The following is a 22888-nucleotide window of genomic DNA, read 5'->3' on the forward strand; positions in this document are numbered from 1 at the left end:
GGCTAGGTCGGTTTCTTGGCTGCGCCCACCGGTGTGATCAAGGTGGCCTGCCGTTGCGCGCGGGTCAGGCCGGTGTAGATCAGGCGCGGATCCAGAGCCCGGTTCGCCGGCAGCAGGAACAGCACGGTTCTGTATTGGCTGCCCTGGGACTTATGCACCGTCAGCGCAAAGGCCGGCTCCGCTCCACTGAGCTGCGCCGGGTGCAGGAGCCGCTGGCCCGGCATCAAGACCCGGCGCTCCGAGTGGTGTTGAACGACGACACCGATGTCGCCATTGGCAAGGCCTTGGTCGGCGCGGTTGAGGCGATTGAGGACTGGGGTGCCAGGGGGCCAGTGCAGGGGACCGCTTTTGGCGAGGTCGCCCAGCAGGGCGCGGTGTACTGCCTCCACCCCCCAGGGCCCGAGGCGGAGGGGACTGAGCACCACCAGTTCCTCCAGTTGGGCCAGCAGGGCGTCGCTTTGTTCGCTGCTGGGTCTTCCCCCTTGCCACTCCAGGGCTTGGCAGCGTTGACGCAGGGCCGCGGCGTGCTGTTGCAGCGCCTCCAGCAGGGGTGTTGGCAGGCTGCGGCTGGAGGCCTCGAGCCAGCTCACGTTGTCGCTGGCGGTCAGGGCCTGGAGGCTGGGTTGCAGGGCGGCGAGCAGGTCCCCCTGCACTGCATTCGGCTGTTGCCGGAGTTGCTCGGCCAGCTCGGCGATCGCGCCGTCGTTGCGGTAGGTGGTGCGCAATTCGACGGCGGCTGCCCCCAGCAGGCTGAGTCGCTCCGGCCGGCAGAGCTCTTCCAGTACAGCTCCGGTTCCAACGGGCGGCAGTTGGTTGGCGTCGCCGACGAGCAGCAGTCGCGCCTCCGCCGGCAAGGCCTCCAGCAGAGCCGCCATCAGCGGCAAATCCACCATCGACAGTTCATCGACCACCAGCAGATCCAGCTCCAGGGGATGGCGGCGATTGCGGCCAAAGCGCAGCTCCCCCTGGGCCTCCAGCAGCCGGTGCAGGGTGCTGCTGGGGAGGCTCTGAAGCGTTGGATCGAGACCCTGGCTGCCGTGACTGACGGAGCTCGCCAGGCGGGCTGCAGCTTTCCCCGTTGGTGCCGCCAGGTGAATCCGCAGCGATGGTGTCTGGTGCAGGCAGGCGGCCAACATCTGCACGACAGTCGAGGTCTTGCCGGTGCCCGGGCCGCCGGTGAGCAGCACCAGGTCCTGGCCCAGGGCCGCTGAGACGGCTTGGCATTGGCGGGGGTCCAGGCCCGCTTGCGCCGCCGCGGCCAGGGCCGCTTTCCGCTCGCTTTCCTGCAGGGGGCGCCGGCGTTGGGCGCGCTGCTCCAGGGCGCTGAGGCACTGCTGGAGTTGCTCATGCCAGCGTCTCCAGCGCAGCACCAGTCCGTCTTGAACGATCGGTGCTTCCGGGCCCGCGAGCCAGCCGGCCTCCTCCAGGGCCGAGACCGCAGCAGCGGGCCAGTCCTCAGGGGGGACTCCATCGGGCTGCGGGCCCCGTAGATCAAGCCCCAGCTCGCCTTGTTCGAGCGCCTCGATTAAGGCCTGCACCATGGGCTGCAGCAGGGCACTGCCGCGCTGGGGCGGCAGCAGCCGCTGGAGGCTGTCGAGCACTGCGGCGCTCAGGGTGCTCATGGTTGGCCCTCCCGCAGCAGGGCATCAAGGGCGAGGACCCGATCGAGGCTGGGTTGATCCACCAGCACCCCTGGCGTCGGGGCCGTGGGATCGGGGGTGGGGCCGGGCACCCCCCGCAGGAAGACGTAGGCGTAGCCCCCCAGGTGTTGGGCGGGGTCGTAGTTCGGCAGCCGCCAGAGCAGGTAGCGGTGCAAGGCCACCAGGTACAGGTGGGCCTGCAGCGGGTAGTGGCTGCTCGCCATCAGGGTCTCCATCGCCGGCTCGAGGTAGTCGTTGGGGCCGCAATGGGTGACGCTGCCGAGACGATCGCGCTGACCGAGCCAATTGCTCTTCCAGTCCGTCACCCACCAGCGGCCCTCCCAGCAGAAGAGCAGGTCGATCGAGCCGGTCAGGAAGCCTCGGCTGGCCACCTCCAGGGTCTGCAGCGTTTTGGCATAGCTCCCTCCAAAGCGGCCGCCGGGGTGACTGGCGAAGGCCTGGGCCAGGCCGCTGCTGCGCACCAGACGGACCTCCCCTTCTCCGGTCGCCAAGGGGAGATCGAAGTTCATCTCATTGAGCCAAGACCCGGCCTTCAGGTCCCCCAGCCGGCAGGCGCCCAGGGGGCCGCCCAGGGGAGTGAGCATCAGTTGCTGCAGCCCTTCGAAGAGGCCTTCGCACGACGGGCCCCCCAGGCCGGCCCGCTGCAGTTCCTGCTCGATCACCGCATCGGCCTCCTGCCGTTCCCCGCGGGCCACGGCGCCGTAGTCGAGGCGCTCGAGGATGCGGTGCAGGGCATCGCCAGGGCCCGAACCCCGGGGGAAATGGGCGAGGGGGCCCAGCTCGGGCCAGGACGTCGTCGGCTGGGCTGCGTTGCCCTCCTCCAGCAGGGCTTGCGCAAAGCCATCGCCCAAGGCATCGGTGTCACGGCCCTCCTCCTGCTGCTCCGGCGGCAGGCTCACCTGGGAGTGGGCCCAGGCGGAGTAGCTGGCCCTGCCCCAACTGCTGTCGAGGGAGCGCTTGGGACGGGGGCCCAGGCTCAGCACTCCCTCGGCGGGCTCCGGCCGCCAGGGCTGGTGGATCTCTGCAGACGCCTGGATCCGCTCCAGCGGTAGCTCCGTCTCGCGCTCGTCTAACCAGCTGCCCAGGGGGTTGCCGGGGTCGGCCTGATCCGCTCCGGGCCAGCCCAGTACCAGCAGGTGTTGGGCGCGGGTGCAGGCGACGTAGGCCAGCCGTTCCGCCTCAGCGATTTGCGCCTGCTGGTCCTGTTGGGCGGCGAGCCGGCCCACGCCCCAGTGGGGATTGAGGTGCAGGTCCAGTTGGGGTTGCCCGCCGGAGCTCCAGCGCCGGCCCAGGCGCTTGCTGGCTTTGCTGCTGCCCTTCCAGAGGTAGGGGCAGATCACCAGGGGGTACTCCAATCCCTTGCTGCGGTGCACGGTCACCACGGCGATGGCGGCTTCGGCGGCATCGCTGCGGCAGAGATGGGCCTCGGGGGTGTCCCGGTTTTCCTCGAGGCGCAGCCGCCTGAGCCAGTCCGCGGCCGCCTGGGCCCCCAGGCCCTGGCGGTGCATCTGCTCCTGCACCAGCTCGGCGGCCTGCTGCACATCCGCCAGGGCCCGGCCCCGCAGGGAGAGCCGTGCCAGGCCCTCGGTCCCCTGCAGGTGAGCCAAGGCCGCGGTTAAGCCGAGTTTGGGTAGACGTTCCGCCAGGGTGCTCAATTCGGCCGCGAGCTGGTCCCACTGGGCGGAGCTGCTGGCCTCGATCTCGGCGGCGGACCAGCCCAGCAGGGCCGAGGCCGCCAGTAATTTCAAGCGCCCCAGTTGGCCGGGTTGGGCCAGGGCATCCAGGAAACGCTGCAGCGCACTGGCCCCGAGGCTTTCAAAGACATCGCCGCGGCTGACCAGACGGCTTGGGATCTGCCGGCGCTCCAGGGCGGCCCGCAGGGCCTCAGCCTGCTCGTGGCGGCTGACCAGCAGACAGAGGTCGCCCGGGTCGATCGGCCGGCCGTTGAGCAGGAGCCCTTGGCTCAGCAGGTCCTGGCAGAGGCCGGCCACCTGGGCCTCGAGCCCCTGGCTTGGATCCAGCTCCAGCAGCTGCAGCGGCGCTGGGTTGCCGGGGCACTCCAGCTGTCCCTTGTTGGCCTTGGCCAGCACCTGGGGCACCTCCAGTGCGCTCTGGATCAACCCGGGTTGCATCAGGGCGTTCAGGCCCGCCACCAGTGCTGCGCTCGAGCGGCGGTTCTCGAACAGGCCAAAGCGGCCATCGGCCTCGGCGGCCGCCTGGCGGTAGGTCTGCAGCTCCCCGCCGCGGAAGCGGTAGATCGCCTGCTTGGGATCGCCCACCATCACCAGCAGGTGCCGGCTGGGCTCCTGGGCAAAGGCCCGCTTGAGGATCCGCCACTGGATCGGGTCGGTGTCTTGAAACTCATCGATCAGGGCGGCCCGGTAGCGGCGGGAGACCGCCTGCAGCAGGGGCGAGGGCTCGCGGGGCTCCGGGCCCGGATCGAGTTGCTCGAGCAGTTGGCCGAAGCTGATCTCACCGCTGCGCTCCCGGCGGCGTTGCAGCTCCGCGCGCCCCCAGTGGCAGAAGTGCAGCAGGGCCAGCTCGGCGGGCCCCTCCACCACCGCGGCGATGGCCTGGAGCAGGGGGGCCTGGGGCAAGGAGACCTGATCGCCGTGGGCCGGGGCCGCCGCCTTGGTGAAGGGGCCGGGGTGGAAGTACTTCTTGAGCTCCTCCTGCTGAAGCAGGGCGTCGTAGCCGGCGGGTGCCTCCAGTTGGGAGAGCCAGGTCTGAACGCGGTTCAGGCGGTCGGGTTTGGCCTTGAGCCGGTAGGGGGCGTACTTGACCCCCAGGCTCTTGAGTTCCACGGCGGCCGCGGCGAACTCCTCCTCGAGGTCCTCGCTGCGGGCCTCCCACTCCGCCTGGAACTGCTGCCAAACGCTGCTCCAATGGGGAGCGAGTTGCTCCGCCAGGGTCAGGTCCGTGCTCCAGCCCTCGGGCAGGGGGGCGAGCTGGAGGGCCGGGTCGCCATCGAGGCTGCCCAGCAGGTTCACCAGCTGCTCAGGGTTGACCTGTTGGCTCTGCAGGCCCGCCAGCAGATGGGGCGGCAGGGGAAGCACCTGCTGCTGCCAGTAGTCATGGACCAGCTCTTGTCTCCGCTCGCGCCCCTGGCTCTCCAGGGCAACATCCGGGCCGAGGCCGGCCTCGAGGGCGTGGCGCTGCAGGGTGCGGCGGCAGAAGCCGTGGATGGTGGTGATGTCGGCGCGATCCAGCCGCTCCAGGGCCAAGAGCAAGCGGCCCTTGATCGCCATGACCTGATCGGCCTGTAGGGCTGAGCGCCACTGCTGCAGCGGTTCGTCGGCCTCGGGGTTGGCGTGATCGAGCAGGACCAGGGCCTCCTGCAGGCGGCGGGCAATGCGGTCCCGCAGTTCGGCGGCGGCGGCATCGGTGAAGGTCACCACCAGCAACTCCTCCACTTCGAGGGGGCGCCGTCCCTCGCTGAGCAGCCGCAGTACCAGGTGAGCCAGGGCAAAGGTTTTGCCGGTGCCGGCGCTGGCCTCCAGCAGCCGGATCCCCGGCGCCAGGCTGAAGCCGTTGGCGTCAAAGGCGGCCAGGGTCATGGCTTGACCTCCTGGCGGCGCTCCAGCAGCGGCCCATGCAGCGTCAGGGCCAGGGTCTGCAGCTCCGCTGTGAGCAGGTCCCCCAGGGGCAGGTCCGAGCCAAAGCAGACCCGCTGCACCGGATCGTCCCGCTCGGCCCGCAGTTGATAGCCCCCTTCCCAGATCTCCTTGGCTTTGGCCCAACCGCGCCCCTGGCCGGGTTTGCTGCTCTCGGCGCTGGCGTAGGCCCAGCCGGTTTCCGGCGGCAGCGCCCAGCAGTTCTGACGGTGCGCCTCGCGCCAGCTCTGCAGTTGCTCCAGCAGGGCGCTGGCCTGCTCGGGGGCGGGGGCCTCAACGCGCTCCAGGACACGGAAACGATGGCGGTCGCGGCCCACCAGGGACCCTCCCCGCAGGTTCAGGCCGGCGGCCGCCGCCAGCAGGCACTCCAGCCAGAGCTGCAGGCGTTGGGGGGTGCGGGGTTTGGCGGTGTGAACCAGCACCAGCTGGCCGCCGCGGCTGCTCAACTCCGCGGCATAGCCCTGCCACTGCGCAGGCTGCTGCTCCGGTTCCCCCAGCAGATCCAGACAGCTGCTCAGGCTCTGCCAGCGCTGCTCCAACTGCTCCACCTCCAGGGCTCCGGCGGCCAGGGGGGGCAGCAGGCCCCGGCCCCGTTCCCGTTCGCGCCAATCGGGGCTCGCAGCCCCGGGCTCCTCGTCCCATTCGCGGCGCAGCAGGCTGGCGCGCTCCCGCTCCCCCAGTTGCAGGGCTTCGAGATCGAGCACCGGCTGATCGAATTCCTTCGGGCGAATGCCCAGTTGCTCCAGCCAGAGGCCCTGGGGGGCCTGGATCCAGCGCTGTAGATCGCTCCAGGCCTCGGCCGGAGTGGTCTGGGGAAGCGGCGGCGCCGGCGGCGGGGTGCTGAAGGCCAGCCCCTGCTGGCAGTGGAGCTCGCCCTGCTCGAGCTGTTGGCGCACCTGCAGGAGGCGTTGGTCGCAACTCGCCGCCGGCCAGGGAGCCATGGCGAGGAAGTTGCTGCGTTCCAGGGCATTGGCGGCGTGCTCCCGCAGGGGAACGGCGCTGCTGCCGAGCTGTTGGCCCAGCAACTCCAACCACTGCCGCACCGGTGTCGAGGCTTCCAGGGTTTCTCCGGTGCGCTCATCGCGGCAGCTCCAACTGAGCAGCAGGTGCTGGCGCGCTGAGAGCAGGGCCTCCAGCAGGACGTAGCGGTCCTGGTCGCCGCTGTTGGGATCGCCCAGCTCGCGGCGGTGCTCCATCAGATGGAAGCCGGGCCGTTGGCGCTGGCGGGGGAAGGCCCCGGCATCCAGCCCCATCAGCACCACCACCCGGTGCGGAATCGCGCGCATCGGCTCCAGGGCGCTGATGGTCAGGGCCCCAGAGCGGTGCCCAAAGCGGCCGCTGCCCTCGCTCAGGCGCTCCGCCAGGACATCGGCCACCACCGGAGCGGCGAGCTCCAGGGGGCTCTCGCCGGCCACCGCCTGCCAATCCGCCAGGGCCGCATGGATCGTCTGCAGCTCCCAAGCCCAGCTCCCCCCATCGCCAAAGAGCAGGGGCAGCTGCTCCCGCAGGCCCTCCACCCACTCCGGCACCCGCCGCGCCTGGGCGAACCAGCGCAGGCTGCTGAGCAGTTGCCGCAACAGGCCAATCCAGCGGCCCTGCTGCTCGAGGCTGCCGCCCAGGGCCATCGGCGCGGTGTCCCCGAGGGCGAGGCCCGGGAGATCCGGGAGCACCAGGCCCAGCACGAGTCGATCGATCGCCCAACCCAGGCTGTGGCTGGGGTCCCCGCCCCGGTCTCGCCCATCCAGTCCCCAGCGGAACCCCGCCCGCTGCAGCAGGGCCGTGAGCTCGCCGGCGTCGCCGGCTTCGAGCTGTTGGGCCGCCAGCAGGGGCCCGCAGCAGAGCACGTTCTCCAGGGCGCTGGCCGTCAGGCGTTCGCCGCCGAGTTGCAGCAGGGTGAGCAGTCCTTGGGCAATCCCCGCCTCGCTCTGTTGGCTGCGGTCCGTCAGACGCCAAGGCAGGCGCACCCCGGTGGCCTCGGCATCACCGAAGACCGCGGGCACCAGCGGGGCGAAGGCCTCCACCTGGGGCGTCATCACCAGGATGTCCCGCGGCTCGAGGCTGGGGTCCGCCGCCAGCAGCTGCAGGATCTGATCGCGCACCACCTGGAGTTGGCGCAGCCGGCCCGGGCAGGCGTGGAATTCCAGGGAGCGATCCTGCGGGTCCCGATGCAGGGGTTGATCGGCCTCCGGTTCGCCGCAGACCAGCTGCTCCTGCAGTTGCTCCAGTAGGGACGGTTCCCGCTGCTCGTGTCGGGCGACGGTGGCGGGGGCAAAGAACAGATCCCCCTCCTGCCATTGGCCCAGTTGGCTCTCGCCGGTTCCCTCGAGCAACTGCTGAAATTCCGCCCCAAGCCGGCCAAAGCGGGCCTCCAGGCTCGGCACGCTCAGCAACCAGTCCGCCGCCAGGGGATCACTGAGGGCCGCCGGGCCGCTGCGCTGCCAGAGATCGCGGCAGGGGGTGAGCATGTAGAGCTCCACCTGGCGCACCGCCGAGAGGGCCTGCAGCAGTTCCACCTGCACCGGGGCCAGGCTGCTTAAGCCGAAGAGCCGCAGCGGTTGCGCGCTGGTCAGCTCCGGTCTCCAGCCGGCCTCGAGCCGGCGAATCAGCTGCCGTGCCCGCACGCCAAAGGGCAGGCAGCCCAGGCGTTCGACCAAACGGCGCAGCAACTCCGGCTGCCACTGCAACCCCTCCGGCAGCGTCTGGGGTTGCTCGCTCAGCCAGGCCTCGAGCATCGCCGGGCGATAGAGGCCGTAGTCGTCGATGGCATCGGCAATCGCTCGCGCCAATTGCCAGAGGGCCTGATCGAGTCGGTCCAGTCCGGAGGAGCGAACGGCCAGCCATTGGCGCAGGGGCTGAGCCGTTGGGCTTTGCAACAGCTCCGGCAGCAACTCCAGCAACGGCCAGACCAGGTTCTGGGCGCGCCAGGGATCGGGGCCGCTCTGCGGTGGGGCGTCCTCCAGCCATTGGTTGACCAACTGCCGCAGCAGGCTGCTGGGGAAGGGAAAGCGCAGGTTCGCCGCGATGCCGGCGGGGTTGGCCAGGGCCAGTTGCTCCCCCAGCCAGCGGCTGGTGGGCCAGGTGTTCACCACCACCTGGGCCTCCTCGAGCAGCCCCGGCGGATGCAATTGCAGGTTGGTGGCCAGGACGCGAGCCAGCAGCTCAGCGCGATTGCTGCGGTAGACCGTGAGCAAGGCTCAGACGGGGCTCAGGCTGGGCGACTGCAGGCTATGGGCAAGACCCGGAACTGACACCACCTCGCGGCTCTCGGGGCAGTAGGCGCTGAGGTCGCCGCCGTAGCAGGCGCCGGTGTCGACCATGACGATGTTGGGCAGGCGGCGGACGTTCGGGCCGGGGGTGTGGCCGATCACCACATCGCCAAAGCGTCCGTCGTACTGCTCCCAAAACCCCATGCGCACCCGTAGGTCCGGTTGCCAGGTGCTGGGGTTGAAGCCGGCATGGGTGGCCACCCAACCTTCGCCCCAGTAGGCCAGGGGCAGCTGCTCCAGGCGTTTGAGCCAAAGGGCGCAACCGTCGCTGCCGAGTTGACGGCGTGTCTCGGCGCCGGCCTGTTTGTTGGCCCCTTCATCGCTGCGCAGGGCCTCGATCAGATCCTGCTCGTGGTTGCCCCGCAGCCAGATGGCGCGGCCGCTCTCCACCAGGCCCCAGATGCGCTCCATCGTCGCGGGGGTGTCGGGGCCGCGGTTGATGGCGTCGCCGCAAAAAATCAGACGGTCACCAGCAGGCAATTCGACGAGCAGGCTCTCGAGGGACCCCGAGCAGCCATGCACATCACCGATGACCCAGTGGCGGGCTTTGCGACTGACGGTCGTCATATCTCCCACTTTGGCTGGAGCCTTGACGATCTGTCAGCCCCTTTTGCGCATCCCCTCGCAGAGGTTGAAAACGGGATAACGTCCCCTTAACCACGCCCCTCTGGATGGACAGCCAGACCCCGGAGAGCCCCAAGCCGGTTGATCCGCGCAGCCTCTCGGTGGGTCGGCGGGTGGAGATTCTGGTGAAAGCCCTCGATGGGGCGAAGCGCACCAATGAGGCCCTAGCCAAGTGCGCCAACGGCGACGAGATGGTGGAGGTGCTCCTCAACGCCTCCTCCAAGTTGGGTCTGGGGCTGACCCAGGCGGAACTCACCCGCACCCCGCCGATCCGCGACTGGATCTGGTGGAAGAACAAAGAAGCGGTGCTCACCATTGGTGATGCCAAGCCCCGCTACCAGCAGGACGGAGCGCAGGGCCGATCCGATGGGGATGAGCCCCGCAAGAAGTTCCTCGGTCTCTTCTGAGCTCAGGCGGCGCTGGCCAGGGCGTCGGGGATGGAGCTGGAGGGCGCCTCAAAGCTGCCCTTGGCCACGAACTCCAGACGCAGCTTCATGAAGTCGATGAACTTCGGATCGGTGGAGACCACCGCGGCGGCGGGCTGGGGGACCTGCTCGGCAATGGCCTTGAGCTCGGGGGCCTGGAGGAAGGCGGGGCGCTTCACCAGCCAGAAGTCGATGGCTTTGCCCTGCTCGCCGTAATTACGGACACGCTCGCGCAGCACCTCATCGAGGGGCTCCTCCACGGTGAGGAAGGCCTCACTGGCGGCCACGAAGTGGTACTGGGTCATGAACTGGTGCTGCCGAAGAGGGGTTCCCGGCGGGGATTCTGGACCAAAGCCTTCATCTGCCGCACGGCCTCCTCCAGGCCCACCGCGAGGGCCCGGGCGACGATGGTGTGACCGATGTTGAGCTCCTCCATCCCCTCGATGGCGGCGATCGGCTCCACGTTTTGGTAGGTCAGGCCATGGCCAGCGTTGACCCGCAGGCCCAGGCTGCGGGCAATGAAGGTGCCCTCGGTGATGCGCGCCAGTTCCTTGGCCTGCTGCTGCCAGTTCGCCTCGGCATAGGTGCCGGTGTGCAGTTCCACCCAGCGGGCGCCGCTGGCCTGGCAGGCCTCCAGCTGGGCGGCCTCGGCGTCGACAAACAGGCTGACGCCGATGCCGGCGTCCTGGAGACGGCCCGAGATTCCTTTGATCGTGCTGAGCTGCGAGGCCACATCCAGCCCCCCTTCTGTGGTGACCTCCTCGCGCTTCTCCGGCACGAGGGTGACCATGTCGGGCTTGATCCGCAGGGCGATGGCCTCCATCTCGGCGGTCGCGGCCATCTCCAGGTTCAGGCGGCTGCGCACCACCTGACGCAACAACTCCACATCGCGGTCCTGGATGTGGCGCCGGTCCTCCCGCAGGTGCACGGTGATGCCATCGGCGCCGCCGAGCTCAGCCAGCAGGGCGTAGCTCACCGGGTCGGGCTCAACCGTGCGGCGGGCCTGGCGCACATTGGCGATGTGATCGATGTTGACGCCAAGGCTCGCCATGGCAATCGCTGCTTCTAGGCGGATCCTATGGATGGCGCCGCCAGGCCCGCTCGATCAACTGCCTGCTTGAGGGGCTTTCGGCAGGGGATCGCCCTTAGGTTGCCGGGACTTCAGGTCAGGGTGTTCAGTCCGATGGCGGCGGCAGGCACGGCATCGGTGGCCCTGACGGAACGGGAAAAGAGTCTCTGCAACGGCATCAACCCCTGGCTGGCGCCGGTGGCCATGGTGCTCACCCAGGACGTTGCCCTGAAGGGATTTTTTGGTGGTGGCCTGAGGGTCCTTGGCCGCGAGAACTTGCCCCATGAGGGGCCGGTGCTGCTGGCGCCGACCCACCGCTCCCGCTGGGATGCGCTGATGCTCCCCTATGCGGCCGGGCGCCGGGTGAGCGGACGGGACTGCCGCTTCATGGTCACCAGCGATGAGATGACCGGTCTGCAGGGCTGGTTCCTGCATCGCCTGGGCTGCTTCCCGGTGAATCCGCGCAAGCCGGCCGCCGCCTCCCTGCGCTTTGCCGTCGATCTGCTGGAGAGCGGCAATCAATTGGTGATGTTCCCGGAGGGGAAGATCAACCAGGACGATCCAGCCATGCGGCTGATGCCTGGGCTGGCGCGGCTGACGGCCCTGGCGGAAGGCCAGGGGGTGGCGGTTCAGGTGGTGCCCGTCGGGATTGCCTATGGCCATGCCAAGCCCCGCTTTGGCGATCAGGCCGCCCTCTGCTTCGGTCAACCCCTGCGTCTGGCCGGCGGGGAACGGGAGCAGATCAAGGCCCTGACGCTGGATCTGACGGAGAAGCTTCAGGCTGCTGAGGCGCTGGCGCGCCAGGCGGTTGGGCGCCCCTTGCAACGCCCGTAGAGTTGCCCCAATTCGCAAGTGCTCCTGTGCGCCGGCAACTCGCCGCCTTCAGCCTCTCCGCCCTGGCGGCGGTTGTCCCTGGTCTGGTCTCGCAATCCGCCCTGGCTCAGGACGCCCAAAAGGTCCTGGCTTCCCCCAGCTCGGGTCTGAACCTCAGCGCCATTGAGGCCAAGGTGGCGGCCGGTGATGCCGCTGCGGCCGCCGGCAATCTGGAGCAGGCCAAAGCCGACTACGACTCGGCCCGTGAAGGCGCCCAGAACCTGACCCGCTTCTATCGCAGCCTCAGCGGTTCCTTCCGCGGCCTCGATGCCCGGATCCCCCGGGAGATGGATGCCAAAGGCCGGGAGGCCCTGGAGCTGCAGGCCAAGATCGACCTGCGGCTGGCGGCGCTGCTGCGCCGGATGAATCAGCCCGCCGCTGCCGTTCCCCTGTTGGTGGAAGTGGTTCAGATCACCACCCCGGCCAACCCCATGGGCCAGAAGGCTTATCAGAGCCTGCTGGAGCTGGGCTTCGTCACCACCCCCTTCGCCGGTGGTTCGGCCGCGGGCAACTGATTCCGCAGTCCGTCTTCTTACAGTCCCAAGCTCACTGATCTGAGGTCATGGTTCATCCCGACCAGGTGAAGGCCGCCATTGGCGTCGCCCTTCCCGATGCCTGCGTTGAGGTGGAAGATCTCACCGGCGGCGGAGACCACCTGCAGGTGAAGGTGGTCTCCTCGGCGTTTGAGGGACTCAGCCGGATCAAGCAGCACCAGCTGGTCTACGGCGCCCTGCGCTCGGAGCTGGCCAGCGAGGCGATCCACGCCCTCGCCCTGCAGACCTCAACCCCCTCCTGATTTCACGATTCGTCCCATGGATTCCGCCCTCAAGCAGCGCCTCGATCAGTTGGTGGGCAGCAGCCCGATCTTCGTCTTCATGAAGGGCAGCAAGTTGATGCCCCAGTGCGGCTTCAGCAACAACGTGGTGCAGATCCTCAACGCCATGGCCGTTCCCTTCGAGACCTTTGACGTGCTCTCCGACATGGAGATCCGTCAGGGCATCAAGGAGTACTCCGAGTGGCCCACGATCCCCCAGGTCTATGTCAACGGGGAGTTCATCGGCGGCTCCGACATCCTGATCGAGATGTACAACTCCGGGGAACTCAAGGAAAAGCTCGCGATTGCCCTCGCCAGCTGAGATCTCCAAGGGGCCTGAGGGCCCCTTTTTTTGTGCCTAGTTGCGGCCGGTCTCGTAGAGGGTGCTCATGTCGCCGTTGGGGCCGATGAAGCTGGAGGGATCCATGATCCAGCGGTCCACAACCTCCTCGAGGCGGCGCTGGGCCAGGGGGTCCAGCAGGGCCGAGCGCCGCAGGGCGTGCAGGTAGCCATCGGCGTACAGCCGCAGTTCCGAGGGCCCGTGGTAGCGATCCGCCAGGGACTGGCAGGCATCGCAGAGGGACTGGAAATGGCGAATGGCTTCTGGGTGCTGCAGTCCGTTCATGGTTCGGGAAGAGGGCCTCGACCCGGTGGCCAGATATCAAGCAGTGCTTGATACCGATGTGCCTCTGAAATTACCGATAGCGTAGAGAGAATCAAGGAGAAGGGCGTGTCCTCCACACCTCCAAGTCCTGAATCGAATCTGAAACGGGTTCTGGTGGTGGATCCTCACCCCACCCTGCGCACCGTTCTGGCCCAGCGTCTGCGGCAGGACGGTCACCTCACCGCCGCTGTCTCCACCGCCTCAGAGGCCATTGCCCTCTGTGAGGACCTCACCCCCGACCTGCTTGTTGCCGCCGAACTGCTGGAGGAAACCTCAGCCCTGAAGCTGGCCGGTCAGCTGCGCTGTCCGGTGATGGTGCTCACGGCCCGCTCCGGCTCAGAACCGGTGGTCTCCCTGCTCGATGCCGGCGCCGATGACGTCCTGCGCAAGCCCTTTGGCCTGGAGGAACTGGCCGCCCGCTGCCGGTTGCTGCTGCGCCGCAGTGGCACGGGTCTGCAGGAGCGGGTCTGCGTCGGTCCGCTCGAGGTGCATGTCCTGCTGCGCCAGGTGACCCTGCGGGATCAGCCCGTTGAGCTCAGCCCCCGGGAATTCGCCCTGCTCTGCGCCCTGCTGATGCCCCCGGGCATCATCCGCAGCCGCAGCGAACTGCTGCGCATGGCCTGGCCCCCCTTCAGTGGTGGCCCCCGTTCGGTCGACACCCAGGTGCTCACCCTGCGGCGCAAGTTGGAGCAGGCCGGCCTGGGCGAGGGCGGCGGCATCGAGACCGTGCGCCAGCAGGGCTACCGCTTCAGCCTGGACACCATTCCCTCCGATGGCCTCAGCTCAGCGCCGCTGACGGGAGCACCCATCGCCCGCTGAGCAGGGCCCAGCCCACCATCGCCTCAAACACCAGCATCGCCAGGCAGAGCCCCGCCAGGAGCTGATAGGTCCAAGGGGGGCTGATCCGGCCGATGGAGCTGGTGTCCAGGCCCGTCCGCTCGCTGAAGCGGCCCAGGAACTCCTCGAAGGCTTGCACCCGTTGGGGGAGCAGATAGGCCGAGCCGTCCTCCGTTCTGACGTAGAAGACGCGGCCCCCCTGGCTGGTGGCCACAGGCGTCAGGCCCTTGACCTGCTCCCAGGTCAGGGACCAACCGCGGCGCAGCAGCCAGGAGCACCAGCGCGGGTAGCCCACCTGCAGGCCGCCCTCGCCCAGGCTGACCTCCTCGCTCACCAGGGCCCAGACCAGCAGCAGCCCCAGGGGCAGGGCCGCGATCAGCCAGGGCTGGAGGTTGGCCGGGGCCATCCAGGGCAGGGGGAAGACCAGGGCCAGATAGAGGCTGACCAGCGTGAAGCGAATCAGCGGCGCCATCGGGTAGCGCTGGTCGCTCATCGGTCCTCGGGGGAGCCGGGGAGCGGTTCGATCACGCTCGAGGGTTGGTAGCGCCCGCCGAAGACCTCCTGCTCGCGTCCCTTCCAGAACTCACCCAGGCGCATCAGATCGGCGTGGGCCTCGTGGAGTTTCTGCTCGTACTCCTCGGGGTTCATCGTGTCCTTGGCCTCCTTCAGCTTGGTCAGCCGCAGCAGCTGCAGCATCCAGGGTTTGGAGAGTTCGCCCCGCTGCTCGAGGTAGCGGGCCAGCTCCTCGGAAGTCGGCATCTCGGCAGCTTGCGTCAAGAGGGGCCACCCTATGGAGATGGTCTCGGCTTCTGCGAGTTCGGGTTTCTGCCTGCCGCCGGCCTGGGCCGCGGAGGCCGTCGTCTACCAGATCTTTCCGGATCGTTTCTGCCGCAGTGGGCGCTCGCCCCAGCAGAGCGGCCTGCTGCTGGCGCCCTGGGGCTCCGCGCCCGATCCCCATGCCTTTCAAGGGGGTGACCTCTGGGGTGTGCTCGATCGCCTGGACCATCTCCAGGGTCTGGGGGTCAGCTGCCTCTATCTCAACCCGATCTTCAGCTCGGCGGCCAATCACCGCTATCACGCCTACGACTATTTCCAGGTCGATCCACTGCTGGGCGGTGAGCCGGCCTTTGCGGCGCTGCTGGCCGAACTCAAGCGCCGGGGTATGCGCCTGCTGCTCGATGGGGTCTTCAACCACTGCGGCCGGGGTTTCTGGGCTTTCCATCACCTGCTGGAGAACGGGCCGGCCTCGCCCTACCGCGACTGGTTCATCAGCGAGCACTGGCCCCTGAGGCCCTATCCCGCCGCGGGGGAGTCCTGCGGCTACCACGCCTGGTGGTCTGATCCGGCCCTGCCCAAGTTCAACCACGCCAATCCCCAGGTGCGTGAGCACCTGCTGGCGGTTGGTCGCCACTGGATCGAGCGCGGGATCGACGGCTGGCGCCTGGACGTTCCCGATGAGGTGGAGCCGAGCTTCTGGCTGGAGTTTCGGCGGGAGGTGCGCGCGGCCAACCCCGAGGCCTGGATCGTCGGCGAGATCTGGGGTGAGGCGCGTCAGTGGCTCGGCGGCCAGCACTTCGATGGGGTGATGAACTACCGCCTCGCCTGGGGCACCCTCGGTTGGGTCGCTGCCGGGGCCCTGGCCGATGGGCATCACCGCGAGGCGATTCCCTACCAATGCCTCAGCGGCGAGCGCTATCGCGCGCTGCTGCTCGAGACCCTGGGTTGGTACCGGCCCGAGGTGAACTGCGCTCAGCTCAACCTGCTCGACAGCCATGACGTGCCGCGGGCGCTGCACATGCTCCAGGGGGACCTGGCAGCCCTGAAGTTGGCCCTGGTGCTGCTCTTTGCCCTGCCTGGGGTGCCCTCGCTCTATTACGGCACCGAGGCTGGCCTCGCGGGCGGTGAGGAGCCGGCCTGCCGTGAGGCCTTCCCCTGGGGGGCGCCCCTGGTCTTGGGCGACTGCATCGCTGCTCTGGCCCAGATGCGCCGGGAGCACTCCGCCCTGCGCTCGGCTGAACTGGAGCTGGAGCTCCTTGGCGAGGATGGGCTGCTGCTGATCCGCGGCAGCGGGGCCGAGCGGCGGCGGCTGGTGCTCAACCGCAGCCGGGATTCAGCGCTGGCGCTGCCCGATGGCGGCCAGCTGGCCCCCCAGGACTGGCGGCTCTTGGCCTAGTCCGGCAGGGCCCAGGGGTTCAGGCCCAGGTCCGCGCCGATGCGGTGGGCGCAGGCGAAGCCGCTGAAGGCCACGGCGTTCAGGCCCTGGCCGGGGAAGCAGGAGTCGCCGACGCAATAGAGGTTCTGCAGCCCCGTGCGGTTGAAGGGCATCGGCAGCAGGCCCGGCAGGCGCAGGGCCGGGATCGGGCCATAGCTGCCGCCCATGCGCCCGAGGAAGCGGCGGTGGGTGCGGGGCGTGCCGATCTCCTGGTGGCGGATCGCGCCGGCCAGACCCGGCAGGATTGCTTCCAGTCGTTGCACCAGGCGGGCGGCATCGGCGGCCTTCTTGGCCTTGTAGGCGCTTGGACTCAGGTCCTTCCAGGCCTGGATGTCGCTTGGGGTGAAGGTGTGGACGATGTGCCGGCCCTCGGGGGCCAGGGAGGGATCCAGCAGGGTCGGGATCGAGACGAAGATCACCCCCTGCTCGTCCTCCATCGCCGCCCAGTCCTCCAGCAGCAGGTGGTGGCAGTGGAAGCCCTCGGGAATGAGCGAGGCGTCGACCCCCAGATGCAGGGAGAGGAAGGAGGGGGAGGGTTTGTAGCGGCGGCGCCAGGTGCGCTCGGCCTTGGGGGTGTGGGCGGCATCCACCAGGGGTTGGCGCACCGAGCCCTCGCCGGCAAAGGTGTCCCAGCGGGTGGCATTGCTCACCACGCGGCGGGCCTGGATCGTCTCGCCATCGGCCAGCTTCACGCCCACGGCCTGGCCGTTCTCGATCAGCACCTCGGTGACGCGGGCCTTGTAGCGAATCGCGCCGCCATGGCTCTCGAGGCCGGCCACCAGTTTCTCGGCGATCACCCCAACGCCTCCCTTGGGGTAGTTGATGCCGCCGGCATGGCGATCGGAGAAGACCATGCCGGCGTTGATCATCGGCGTGAGGTCGGCCGGCATCACGCTCCAGCAGAAGCACTCCATGTCGATCAGCTTCAGCAGCTGCTCGTCCTTGATGTGCTGGCGGGCCACATCGCCGACGTTGAAGGGCAGCCAGCGGGCCAGCCCCAGGCAGGCCAGGGGCGCCTTGAAGAAGACCTTGGCCAGGTAGGCCGGGTCCTCGAGCGAGAGCAGCGGCATCGCATCGAGGCAGTTGAACACCTGCCAGCAGGTGTCATAGAAGGCGCGGATGCCCTTGGCCTCGTGGGGGAACAGCCCCGAGAGGCGGGCGATGAAGGCCTCGTAGTCCCGGTCCACCGCCACGTTCAGGCCGCCCGGCAGGTGGTATTCGAGCTGGGCTGGATCGGGCACCGTCTCGCAGTGCTGGCCCACATCGCCCAGGGCCCGGGTCAGCAGATTCGTGTGGCCCTTCTCGCCGAAGCCAAAGATCATCGAGGCGCCCACATCAAAGGTGTAGCCCTCGCGGCGGAAGCTGCCTCCCGATCCCCCGGGGATCAAATAGCGCTCCAGCACCAGGGTCTTGGCGCCCTTGGCCGCCAGCTGGGAGGCGGTCACCAGGCCGCCGATGCCCGAGCCGATCACGATCACGTCCCAGGAGGGCTTGGTCACGGCGGGACTGGCGGAAGCAGCTTGGAACCCTAGGCGGCGACTAGGGCCTTCTCGCAGAAGGGCGCCAGATCCTCCAGGGCCCGGTCGCGGTAGGCGCCGTAGCGGCGGCGCTTGTCGCGGATGCGTTCGGGGAGTTCGGGCAGTAGGCCGAAGTTGGGGGGCATGGGCTGGAACTTCTCGCTGGGGGCCTCGGCGATGAAGTGGGTCAGGGCGCCGCTCATGGTGGTGGCCGGCAGGTTGATCGGCTCCAGACCTTGGGCCAGGCGGGCGGCGTTGGTGCCGGCCAGCCAGCCGCCGGCGACGGCCGCGGCGTAGCCCTCGGTGCCGGTGATCTGGCCGGCGGCCAGCAGGGTCGGGCGGCTGCGGAACTGCAGGGTGGGATCCAGCAGCTGGGGCGCCTCCAGGAAGGTGTTGCGGTGCATCACCCCGAAGCGCACGAACTCGGCGTTCTCCAGGCCCGGGATCATCCGCAGCACCCGCTTCTGCTCGCCCCACTTGAGGTTGGTCTGGAAGCCCACCAGGTTCCAGAGGCGGCCGTCCTTGTCCTCCTGGCGCAGTTGCACCACGGCGTAGGCGCGCTTGGCCCGGCGCACGTCCCGGTCGTTGACATCGCCCCAGCGGGGATCCCAGAGACCGATGGGCTTGAGGGGCCCGTAGCGCATCGTGTCCTCGCCGCGGCGGGCGAGTTCCTCAATCGGGAGGCAACCCTCGAAGAAGGTGGCGTTCTCTTTTTCGAAGTCCTTGAGCTCGGCCTGCTCGGCCGCCAGCAGGGCCTCGCGGAAGGCGAGGAACTGCTCTTTGTCCATCGGACAGTTGATGTAGTCGGCGTCGCCCTTGTCGTAGCGGGAGGCGCGGAAGGCGATCGAGAGGTCGATGCTCTCGCCCTCAACGATCGGACTGGCGGCGTCAAAGAAGTGACAGTCCCCCCGGCCGGTGAAGGCGCGCAGGTCCTCGGCCAGGGGTTCGCTGGTCAGGGGGCCGGTGGCCAGCACCGTGATCTGCTCAGGGCCGGGCAGGGCCAGTTGCTCATCGCGCACCACCGTCACCAGGGGGTGCTGCTCGAGGGTTTCCGTCAGGGCGGCGCTGTAGCGGCCGCGGTCCACCGCCAGGGCACCACCGGCGGGGACGGAATGCTGGTCCGCGGTGCCGATCACCAGGGAGCCAAGGCGGCGTAGCTCCTCCTGCAGCAGGCCCGCGGCCCGATCACTGCTGAGGGCTCCGAAGCTGTTGCTGCAGACCAGCTCGGCGAACTCGCTGCTGTGGTGGGCGGGGGAGCGGCGCACCGGCCGCATCTCCACGAGCCGCACCGGGATCCCAGCTCGGGCGATCTGCCAGGCGGCCTCGGTTCCGGCCAGGCCTGCTCCGATCACCAGGACGGATTGGGAGCTGGATTGAGACACGCGAAACCGGCTCCGCCTGAATTGATCAGGCTAGGAGCCGGTGGGTGGGCGCTTGGCCTCAGCCTTGGGCGCGCTTGAGCATCATCTGCAGTTGGCCCACGGCGGCGCGGCCGATGTTGAACACAGCCCAGCCGGCGGCCAGAAGGATCGGGGTCACAACAAGCAGGAGCCGTGCGTCCATGACTGGGGGAAAAGGAGTGCCGAGATCTTACGAACTTCTGTTCCTTGAACTCCGGGAGCTGATCGAATTCGCAGCAATTGGCCTCCTCAGTGGAAGCCCAGGTCCGTGGATCGCCCCGCGTGGGCCATGGCCAGCTGGCGGTAGCGCCGGGCGTGCTCCCGCTGCTCGGCAGCCTTCTCCTCAGAGAGCTCCCGTTTGACCTGGGCTGGGGCGCCCATGACCAGGGCCCGGGGTGGCACGTCCTTGGTCACCACGGATCCGGCGGCCACCAAGGCCCCCGCACCGACGGTGACCCCATTGAGGACGATCGCGCCGATGCCGATCAGGCAGCCGTCTTCGAGGGTGGCGCCGTGGACCACAGCGCGGTGGCCGATGGTGACGTCCGCACCGATCAGCACCGGCTGGCCCGGATCGCCGTGGAGCACGGCGCCGTCCTGGACGTTGCTGCCCTCGCCGATGACGATCGGGCAGACATCAGCCCGGGCGACGGCGGTGGGCCAGAGGCTGGCGCCCGCGGCCAGCTGGACGTCGCCAATCAGCACGGCGCTGTCCGCCACCCAGGCGTCGGGATGGACCGATGGCGTGGGCCACGGAGCGCTGGCCATGGGCGTGCTGCAAACGAGGGGTAGGCCCGCATTCTCGGGGGGTTTGAAGGCGGGCACCTCTGGGTGATACGTTCACTCGGTGCCCAGTTTTGGGCGCCCCCCAACAACGGTGTCTAACCTGCGTTCGGGCGGGTCGTTAGCTCAGCGGTAGAGCACTCGGCTTTTAACCGATTGGTCCTCAGTTCGAATCTGAGACGACCCATTTTTTTGAAGGCTCGGTTGCTTCGGCAGTCGAGCCTTCGTTTTGTCTGCGCTCAGCTCATCCAACGGAAGACCAGTTGAAGCAGGGCAAAGCCCAGCAGGCAAAAGCCAGCCAGCAGGGACAGGGTTGGTGCCAATGGCAAGGCCCCAAACCAACCAAGCTGATCGATCTCTGGGGCTAGAGCAATGCGTGTAATGGCTGATTGCCTGGCCCCGCCGGCGCGGCGATGCTGTGTCCATCGAACCCAGGAGGCGTCCTCAATGGACGACACGCCACCTCGCTAGCAGCAGAAGCACGCTGACTTCTGGCCCCTGCTCCAACAGTCTTCACCCATTCGTGAGGCAGGTCGTCGGATCGGACACTGATTAGGGACGTCTGAGCCGTCGACACTCCATCTGCACCGCCTGAGGTGCCCCAGGAGCACAAAGCCCCACACCTGGAATGTTCGGCCCCAGGCGCCAAACCAGCCGCTTCAACCAACTGCGCATTCCATCACCCCCGGCCGCTTGGCACGGGGGTTTTTGGTTTAGGGCTTGAGCAATTGATCGACGCTCAACTCCGGCCGCCGCAGCAGGGCAAAGAGGGTGCCGGCATTGCCGCGGCAGATCCTGAGCTCGCGATCGACAACGGTGATGTCCAGCCAGGCCGGGAAGGACTGCTGAACGTCCTGGAGCCACTGGAGACGCTTCCCCCCCAGGTTGGGTCCAACCCAGCCACCGCGGCGAAAGCGCACCTGGACCCGCTGGGCGCGATCGGGGTCCAGGGTCAACTGGGCTTCCACGGTGATGGCGCCCAGGGGCCCGGGTAGGCGCAGCTGGTTGACGCCGCGTCCTTGGGAGGGGGCCAGGCCCTGGAGGTTCTCCAGCCAGGGGGCAACCGTCAGATAGGGCTGCTGGCTGCTGCTCCAGCGCAACTCCCAGACTCCCTCCAACAGCGGCTGGGTATTCGGGTCCGAGAGGTCCGCGGGCTGGGCGCCCTCGAGGACGCCAATGAGCTGCTCGATCCGCTGGCGCTGCCGGTTGGCGCTGCCCCTGGGGTTCTGGCGCAGGAGCTCCAGCAGTTCCCTTCGCTCCGGGGGGCTGGTTTTGCCCATCAGGGCTCCAGCACCTGGGCGCGCGCATTCACGGTCAGGCTCACCTCGGCCTCGGTGTCCACGGTGAAGACGCTCCAGGTGGTCTGGCAAGCGGGCGTTCCTTGGCTGATGCCCCACTCGATCCGTTGGCCGCCGTAGGTCAGGCCGACGCAGGTCAGGCTCTCGTCATCGGCCAGCAGGCTCCAGAGCAGGGCGAGGTGGCTGCGCTCATAGCTCTCGGGGACCTGGCTGGCCCCCTCGGCGGCCACCACACCGGGCTCGAGGCGGAGGGCCAGATCCCGCTGCCAGCTCAGAAAACGACCGTCATGGGTGGGATAGAACCAGCAGGTCTCATTGACGGCGTCCTGAAGCGCAAAGCAATCGATGCAGCGCAGGACGTCTGGATCGCTGCTGCGCTCGTAGACGCCGATGGCGTTCTCCTGGGGAGCAAAGCCGGGGACCACCGCATCACAGATCAGCCTGCGCAGGGATCCACTGCCGCCTGGATCCAACTGGCCGTCCCAGGGCAATTGGGCGAGGCCATCGCTTGGCGTTTCGCCAGCCACAAACAGGCGAAGGGCGAAGCCCCTGCTGGGGCCCTGGTGCTGGAGCGCAACGAGTTCTGCCCAGCTGGTCTCTCCCTGCGGAAGCCCCGTCTGCGGAGCGATCACAAACACCAGGGGATGGTCCATGGCGGGCATTCTGGCCAGGGCGAACCGTCGGTCCATAGATTCTTAAGCAAATCCGAAGGCCGTTGTGTTCCTTTTGACCAGGTGGTCCGTTTGACCGCGGCCGTTTCTTCCCCTTCCCGGCGTTCGATCAGCCCCGCCGATCAGGACTTCCCCAGCAAGGCCGAACTGCTCGGCGCGCTGCCGGAGGAGTTGCTGCGCCATGACCCGCTGAAGTCCTGGGGGAGCCTGGCCCTCTCCTTGGGCCTGTCCCTGTTGGCCTACGGGCTGGGCACCTTGATTCCTTTGAGCTGGGCGGCCCTGCCGCTCTGGCTCGTCTACGGGCTGGGGACCGGCACCGTGGCCATGGGCTGTTGGGTCCTGGCCCACGAATGCGGCCACAACGCCTTCCACCCCAATCGACGGGTCGAGGGTGTGGTGGGCTTTGTGCTGCACAGCCTGCTGCTGGTCCCCTACTACTGCTGGGCCCGCAGTCATGCGGTGCACCACGCCTATTGCAACGAGCTCGAGCGGGGCCAGACCCATGTGCCGCCGCGGGCGAGCTCGCCCATGGGGCTATTCACCGAAGGACTGGCCCGCAAGCTCGGTCGCCCCATGGCGGGCTTGGTGGCCTTGTTCAACCACGTCGTCATCGGCTGGCCGCTCTATCTGCTGTTTGGTGTCACCGGCGGTGAGGCCTACGGCAGTTCGGTCTCCCATTTCCGGATGCCTGAGCAGGGCGTTCCCCTGAAGCGGCCCCTCTTCCCTGCGGCCTTCCGCCGCTGGATGCTGCGCTCCAACATTGGCCTAGTGGTGGTGCTGGCGGCCCTTGTCGTGGCCGCGATTCAGTTCTCGCCGCTGCGGGTGCTGGCGGTCTACGGCCTCCCCTATCTGGTGGTGAATGGCTGGCTGGTGATTTACACCTGGCTGCAGCACACCGATGTGGAGATTCCCCACTACGACTCCCAGCACTGGACCTGGGTGAAGGGGGCGCTGCAGACCGTTGATCGGCCCTACGGCCCGCTGATCAACCTGCTGCACCACGGCATTGGCTCAACCCACGTCTGCCACCACGTGAACTCGGCCATCCCCCACTACAACGCCTGGCGCGGGACGGCGCTGCTGCGCCAGCGCTACCCCCAGCTGGTGCGCTTTGACCCCACGCCCATCCACAAAGCCCTCTGGCGTGTGGCGACCCGCTG

General features: G+C 68.4%; 23 protein-coding genes and 1 tRNA gene. 9 read left to right on the plus strand and 15 right to left on the minus strand.

The genetic code is table 11. The annotated features are described in order from the left end of the window. Positions 1–2: 2 nt before the first annotated feature. Genes recD through QZ189_RS04340 form a run of 4 tightly spaced genes read right to left on the minus strand, consistent with a single transcriptional unit; the run spans position 3 to position 9108 of the window. Positions 3–1622 carry an exodeoxyribonuclease V subunit alpha gene (recD, locus tag QZ189_RS04325; protein ID WP_296419394.1) on the minus strand — a complete coding sequence of 540 codons (1620 nt, stop codon included), beginning with the start codon at positions 1620–1622 and terminating at the stop codon, positions 3–5. Continuing rightward, positions 1619–5218 (minus strand): UvrD-helicase domain-containing protein, encoded by a 3600-nt coding sequence (locus QZ189_RS04330; protein WP_296421066.1) that lies wholly within the window; start codon positions 5216–5218, stop codon positions 1619–1621. Before QZ189_RS04330 ends, recD begins: the two co-directional genes overlap by 4 nt. Continuing rightward, a complete protein-coding gene (locus QZ189_RS04335) occupies positions 5215–8466 on the minus strand; it encodes an exodeoxyribonuclease V subunit gamma (protein ID WP_296421069.1) in 3252 nt (1083 codons plus the stop codon). Before QZ189_RS04335 ends, QZ189_RS04330 begins: the two co-directional genes overlap by 4 nt. 3 nt (positions 8467–8469) lie before the next feature. Next, complete coding sequence (locus tag QZ189_RS04340; protein WP_296421072.1) at positions 8470–9108, minus strand: metallophosphoesterase; 639 nt, start codon at positions 9106–9108, stop codon at positions 8470–8472. Between the two features lie 104 nt (positions 9109–9212). On the opposite strand from QZ189_RS04340, the gene QZ189_RS04345 reads away from it, so the two are divergent. Beyond that, positions 9213–9572, plus strand: coding sequence for a hypothetical protein (locus QZ189_RS04345; RefSeq protein WP_247479025.1), 360 nt, complete (start codon positions 9213–9215; stop codon positions 9570–9572). A gap of 2 nt (positions 9573–9574) precedes the next feature. Here QZ189_RS04345 and QZ189_RS04350 read toward each other — a convergent pair whose 3' ends face one another. Together QZ189_RS04350 and QZ189_RS04355 are read right to left on the minus strand one after the other, a co-directional pair. After that, the gene (locus tag QZ189_RS04350; RefSeq protein ID WP_010317828.1) at positions 9575–9895 is read right to left on the minus strand and encodes an MgPME-cyclase complex family protein; all 321 of its coding nucleotides are present in this window, start codon (positions 9893–9895) and stop codon (positions 9575–9577) included. Then, the gene (locus QZ189_RS04355; protein ID WP_296415361.1) at positions 9892–10641 is read right to left on the minus strand and encodes a pyridoxine 5'-phosphate synthase; all 750 of its coding nucleotides are present in this window, start codon (positions 10639–10641) and stop codon (positions 9892–9894) included. The genes QZ189_RS04350 and QZ189_RS04355 overlap by 4 nt, the downstream gene beginning before the upstream one ends. Before the next feature lie 132 nt (positions 10642–10773). On the opposite strand from QZ189_RS04355, the gene QZ189_RS04360 reads away from it, so the two are divergent. From QZ189_RS04360 to grxD, 4 genes are read left to right on the plus strand one after another with little or no spacing between them, the layout of a single operon-like run. Continuing rightward, on the plus strand, positions 10774–11493 hold the full coding sequence (locus QZ189_RS04360; protein WP_247479021.1) for a lysophospholipid acyltransferase family protein: 720 nt from the start codon (positions 10774–10776) through the stop codon (positions 11491–11493). Between the two features lie 2 nt (positions 11494–11495). Beyond that, positions 11496–12047, plus strand: coding sequence for a hypothetical protein (locus QZ189_RS04365; RefSeq protein ID WP_010317825.1), 552 nt, complete (start codon positions 11496–11498; stop codon positions 12045–12047). A 47-nt stretch (positions 12048–12094) separates the two neighbouring features. Next, positions 12095–12328: a BolA family transcriptional regulator gene (locus QZ189_RS04370; protein WP_010317824.1), complete on the plus strand. Its 234-nt coding sequence runs from the start codon at positions 12095–12097 to the stop codon at positions 12326–12328. Between the two features lie 16 nt (positions 12329–12344). After that, the gene (grxD, locus tag QZ189_RS04375; protein ID WP_010317823.1) at positions 12345–12668 is read left to right on the plus strand and encodes a Grx4 family monothiol glutaredoxin; all 324 of its coding nucleotides are present in this window, start codon (positions 12345–12347) and stop codon (positions 12666–12668) included. A 36-nt stretch (positions 12669–12704) separates the two neighbouring features. Here the strand turns inward: grxD and QZ189_RS04380 are convergent, their stop codons facing one another. Next, complete coding sequence (locus QZ189_RS04380) at positions 12705–12971, minus strand: DUF6761 family protein (RefSeq protein ID WP_010317822.1); 267 nt, start codon at positions 12969–12971, stop codon at positions 12705–12707. 105 nt (positions 12972–13076) lie between these two features. Here QZ189_RS04380 and QZ189_RS04385 point away from each other — a divergent pair, with 105 nt between their 5' ends. Then, on the plus strand, positions 13077–13829 hold the full coding sequence (locus QZ189_RS04385) for a response regulator transcription factor (protein ID WP_156797984.1): 753 nt from the start codon (positions 13077–13079) through the stop codon (positions 13827–13829). Here QZ189_RS04385 and QZ189_RS04390 read toward each other — a convergent pair. Together QZ189_RS04390 and QZ189_RS04395 are read right to left on the minus strand one after the other, a co-directional pair. Continuing rightward, positions 13789–14340, minus strand: coding sequence for a hypothetical protein (locus tag QZ189_RS04390; protein WP_247479017.1), 552 nt, complete (start codon positions 14338–14340; stop codon positions 13789–13791). The genes QZ189_RS04385 and QZ189_RS04390 overlap by 41 nt on opposite strands. Further along, positions 14337–14606 carry a hypothetical protein gene (locus QZ189_RS04395; protein WP_296415351.1) on the minus strand — a complete coding sequence of 90 codons (270 nt, stop codon included), beginning with the start codon at positions 14604–14606 and terminating at the stop codon, positions 14337–14339. The genes QZ189_RS04390 and QZ189_RS04395 overlap by 4 nt, the downstream gene beginning before the upstream one ends. A 31-nt stretch (positions 14607–14637) precedes the next feature. Between QZ189_RS04395 and QZ189_RS04400 the strand changes: the two genes are divergently transcribed. Next, positions 14638–16020, plus strand: coding sequence for a glycoside hydrolase family 13 protein (locus QZ189_RS04400; protein WP_296421075.1), 1383 nt, complete (start codon positions 14638–14640; stop codon positions 16018–16020). On the opposite strand, the gene crtH is transcribed toward QZ189_RS04400, so the two are convergent. The 4 genes from crtH to QZ189_RS04420 all read right to left on the minus strand — a co-directional run bounded on the left by crtH (position 16017) and on the right by QZ189_RS04420 (position 19744). Then, positions 16017–17558, minus strand: a complete 1542-nt coding sequence (gene crtH, locus QZ189_RS04405; protein ID WP_296421078.1) for a carotenoid isomerase — start codon at positions 17556–17558, stop codon at positions 16017–16019. The two genes, QZ189_RS04400 and crtH, sit on opposite strands and share 4 nt — an antisense overlap. A gap of 29 nt (positions 17559–17587) precedes the next feature. Continuing rightward, on the minus strand, positions 17588–18958 hold the full coding sequence (gene trmFO, locus QZ189_RS04410; RefSeq protein WP_296415343.1) for an FADH(2)-oxidizing methylenetetrahydrofolate--tRNA-(uracil(54)-C(5))-methyltransferase TrmFO: 1371 nt from the start codon (positions 18956–18958) through the stop codon (positions 17588–17590). Between the two features lie 58 nt (positions 18959–19016). Further along, entirely contained in the window at positions 19017–19139 is a 123-nt protein-coding gene (locus QZ189_RS04415) for a photosystem II protein Y (RefSeq protein ID WP_010317814.1), read from the minus strand. An 86-nt stretch (positions 19140–19225) separates the two neighbouring features. After that, positions 19226–19744 carry a gamma carbonic anhydrase family protein gene (locus QZ189_RS04420; protein ID WP_010317813.1) on the minus strand — a complete coding sequence of 173 codons (519 nt, stop codon included), beginning with the start codon at positions 19742–19744 and terminating at the stop codon, positions 19226–19228. 130 nt (positions 19745–19874) lie between these two features. Between QZ189_RS04420 and QZ189_RS04425 the strand changes: the two genes are divergently transcribed. Beyond that, positions 19875–19946 (plus strand) — tRNA-Lys (locus tag QZ189_RS04425). 526 nt (positions 19947–20472) lie between these two features. Here the strand turns inward: QZ189_RS04425 and QZ189_RS04430 are convergent. Together QZ189_RS04430 and QZ189_RS04435 are read right to left on the minus strand one after the other, a co-directional pair. Further along, positions 20473–21039 carry a PAP/fibrillin family protein gene (locus QZ189_RS04430; RefSeq protein ID WP_296421081.1) on the minus strand — a complete coding sequence of 189 codons (567 nt, stop codon included), beginning with the start codon at positions 21037–21039 and terminating at the stop codon, positions 20473–20475. Next, positions 21039–21710, minus strand: a complete 672-nt coding sequence (locus QZ189_RS04435; protein WP_296415339.1) for a hypothetical protein — start codon at positions 21708–21710, stop codon at positions 21039–21041. The genes QZ189_RS04430 and QZ189_RS04435 overlap by 1 nt, the downstream gene beginning before the upstream one ends. An 81-nt stretch (positions 21711–21791) precedes the next feature. On the opposite strand from QZ189_RS04435, the gene QZ189_RS04440 reads away from it, so the two are divergent. Then, positions 21792–22888 (plus strand): fatty acid desaturase (locus QZ189_RS04440; protein ID WP_296421083.1); only part of this gene is annotated, 1097 nt, incomplete at its 3' end.

The organism is Vulcanococcus sp. CPBay_Sum15L08_68, assembly GCF_017855895.1.
Taxonomy (GTDB): domain Bacteria; phylum Cyanobacteriota; class Cyanobacteriia; order PCC-6307; family Cyanobiaceae; genus Vulcanococcus.

Coding starts and splice junctions, on each gene's coding strand:
- recD (WP_296419394.1), bottom strand. CDS start 1,622: ATGAGCACCCTGAGCGCCGCAGTGCTCGACAGCCTCCAGCGGCTGCTG.
- QZ189_RS04330 (WP_296421066.1), bottom strand. CDS start 5,218: ATGACCCTGGCCGCCTTTGACGCCAACGGCTTCAGCCTGGCGCCGGGG.
- QZ189_RS04340 (WP_296421072.1), bottom strand. CDS start 9,108: ATGACGACCGTCAGTCGCAAAGCCCGCCACTGGGTCATCGGTGATGTG.
- QZ189_RS04345 (WP_247479025.1), top strand. CDS start 9,213: ATGGACAGCCAGACCCCGGAGAGCCCCAAGCCGGTTGATCCGCGCAGC.
- QZ189_RS04350 (WP_010317828.1), bottom strand. CDS start 9,895: ATGACCCAGTACCACTTCGTGGCCGCCAGTGAGGCCTTCCTCACCGTG.
- QZ189_RS04355 (WP_296415361.1), bottom strand. CDS start 10,641: ATGGCGAGCCTTGGCGTCAACATCGATCACATCGCCAATGTGCGCCAG.
- QZ189_RS04360 (WP_247479021.1), top strand. CDS start 10,774: ATGGCGGCGGCAGGCACGGCATCGGTGGCCCTGACGGAACGGGAAAAG.
- QZ189_RS04370 (WP_010317824.1), top strand. CDS start 12,095: ATGGTTCATCCCGACCAGGTGAAGGCCGCCATTGGCGTCGCCCTTCCC.
- grxD (WP_010317823.1), top strand. CDS start 12,345: ATGGATTCCGCCCTCAAGCAGCGCCTCGATCAGTTGGTGGGCAGCAGC.
- QZ189_RS04380 (WP_010317822.1), bottom strand. CDS start 12,971: ATGAACGGACTGCAGCACCCAGAAGCCATTCGCCATTTCCAGTCCCTC.
- QZ189_RS04390 (WP_247479017.1), bottom strand. CDS start 14,340: ATGAGCGACCAGCGCTACCCGATGGCGCCGCTGATTCGCTTCACGCTG.
- QZ189_RS04395 (WP_296415351.1), bottom strand. CDS start 14,606: ATGCCGACTTCCGAGGAGCTGGCCCGCTACCTCGAGCAGCGGGGCGAA.
- QZ189_RS04400 (WP_296421075.1), top strand. CDS start 14,638: ATGGAGATGGTCTCGGCTTCTGCGAGTTCGGGTTTCTGCCTGCCGCCG.
- QZ189_RS04415 (WP_010317814.1), bottom strand. CDS start 19,139: ATGGACGCACGGCTCCTGCTTGTTGTGACCCCGATCCTTCTGGCCGCC.
- QZ189_RS04420 (WP_010317813.1), bottom strand. CDS start 19,744: ATGGCCAGCGCTCCGTGGCCCACGCCATCGGTCCATCCCGACGCCTGG.
- QZ189_RS04430 (WP_296421081.1), bottom strand. CDS start 21,039: ATGGGCAAAACCAGCCCCCCGGAGCGAAGGGAACTGCTGGAGCTCCTG.
- QZ189_RS04435 (WP_296415339.1), bottom strand. CDS start 21,710: ATGGACCATCCCCTGGTGTTTGTGATCGCTCCGCAGACGGGGCTTCCG.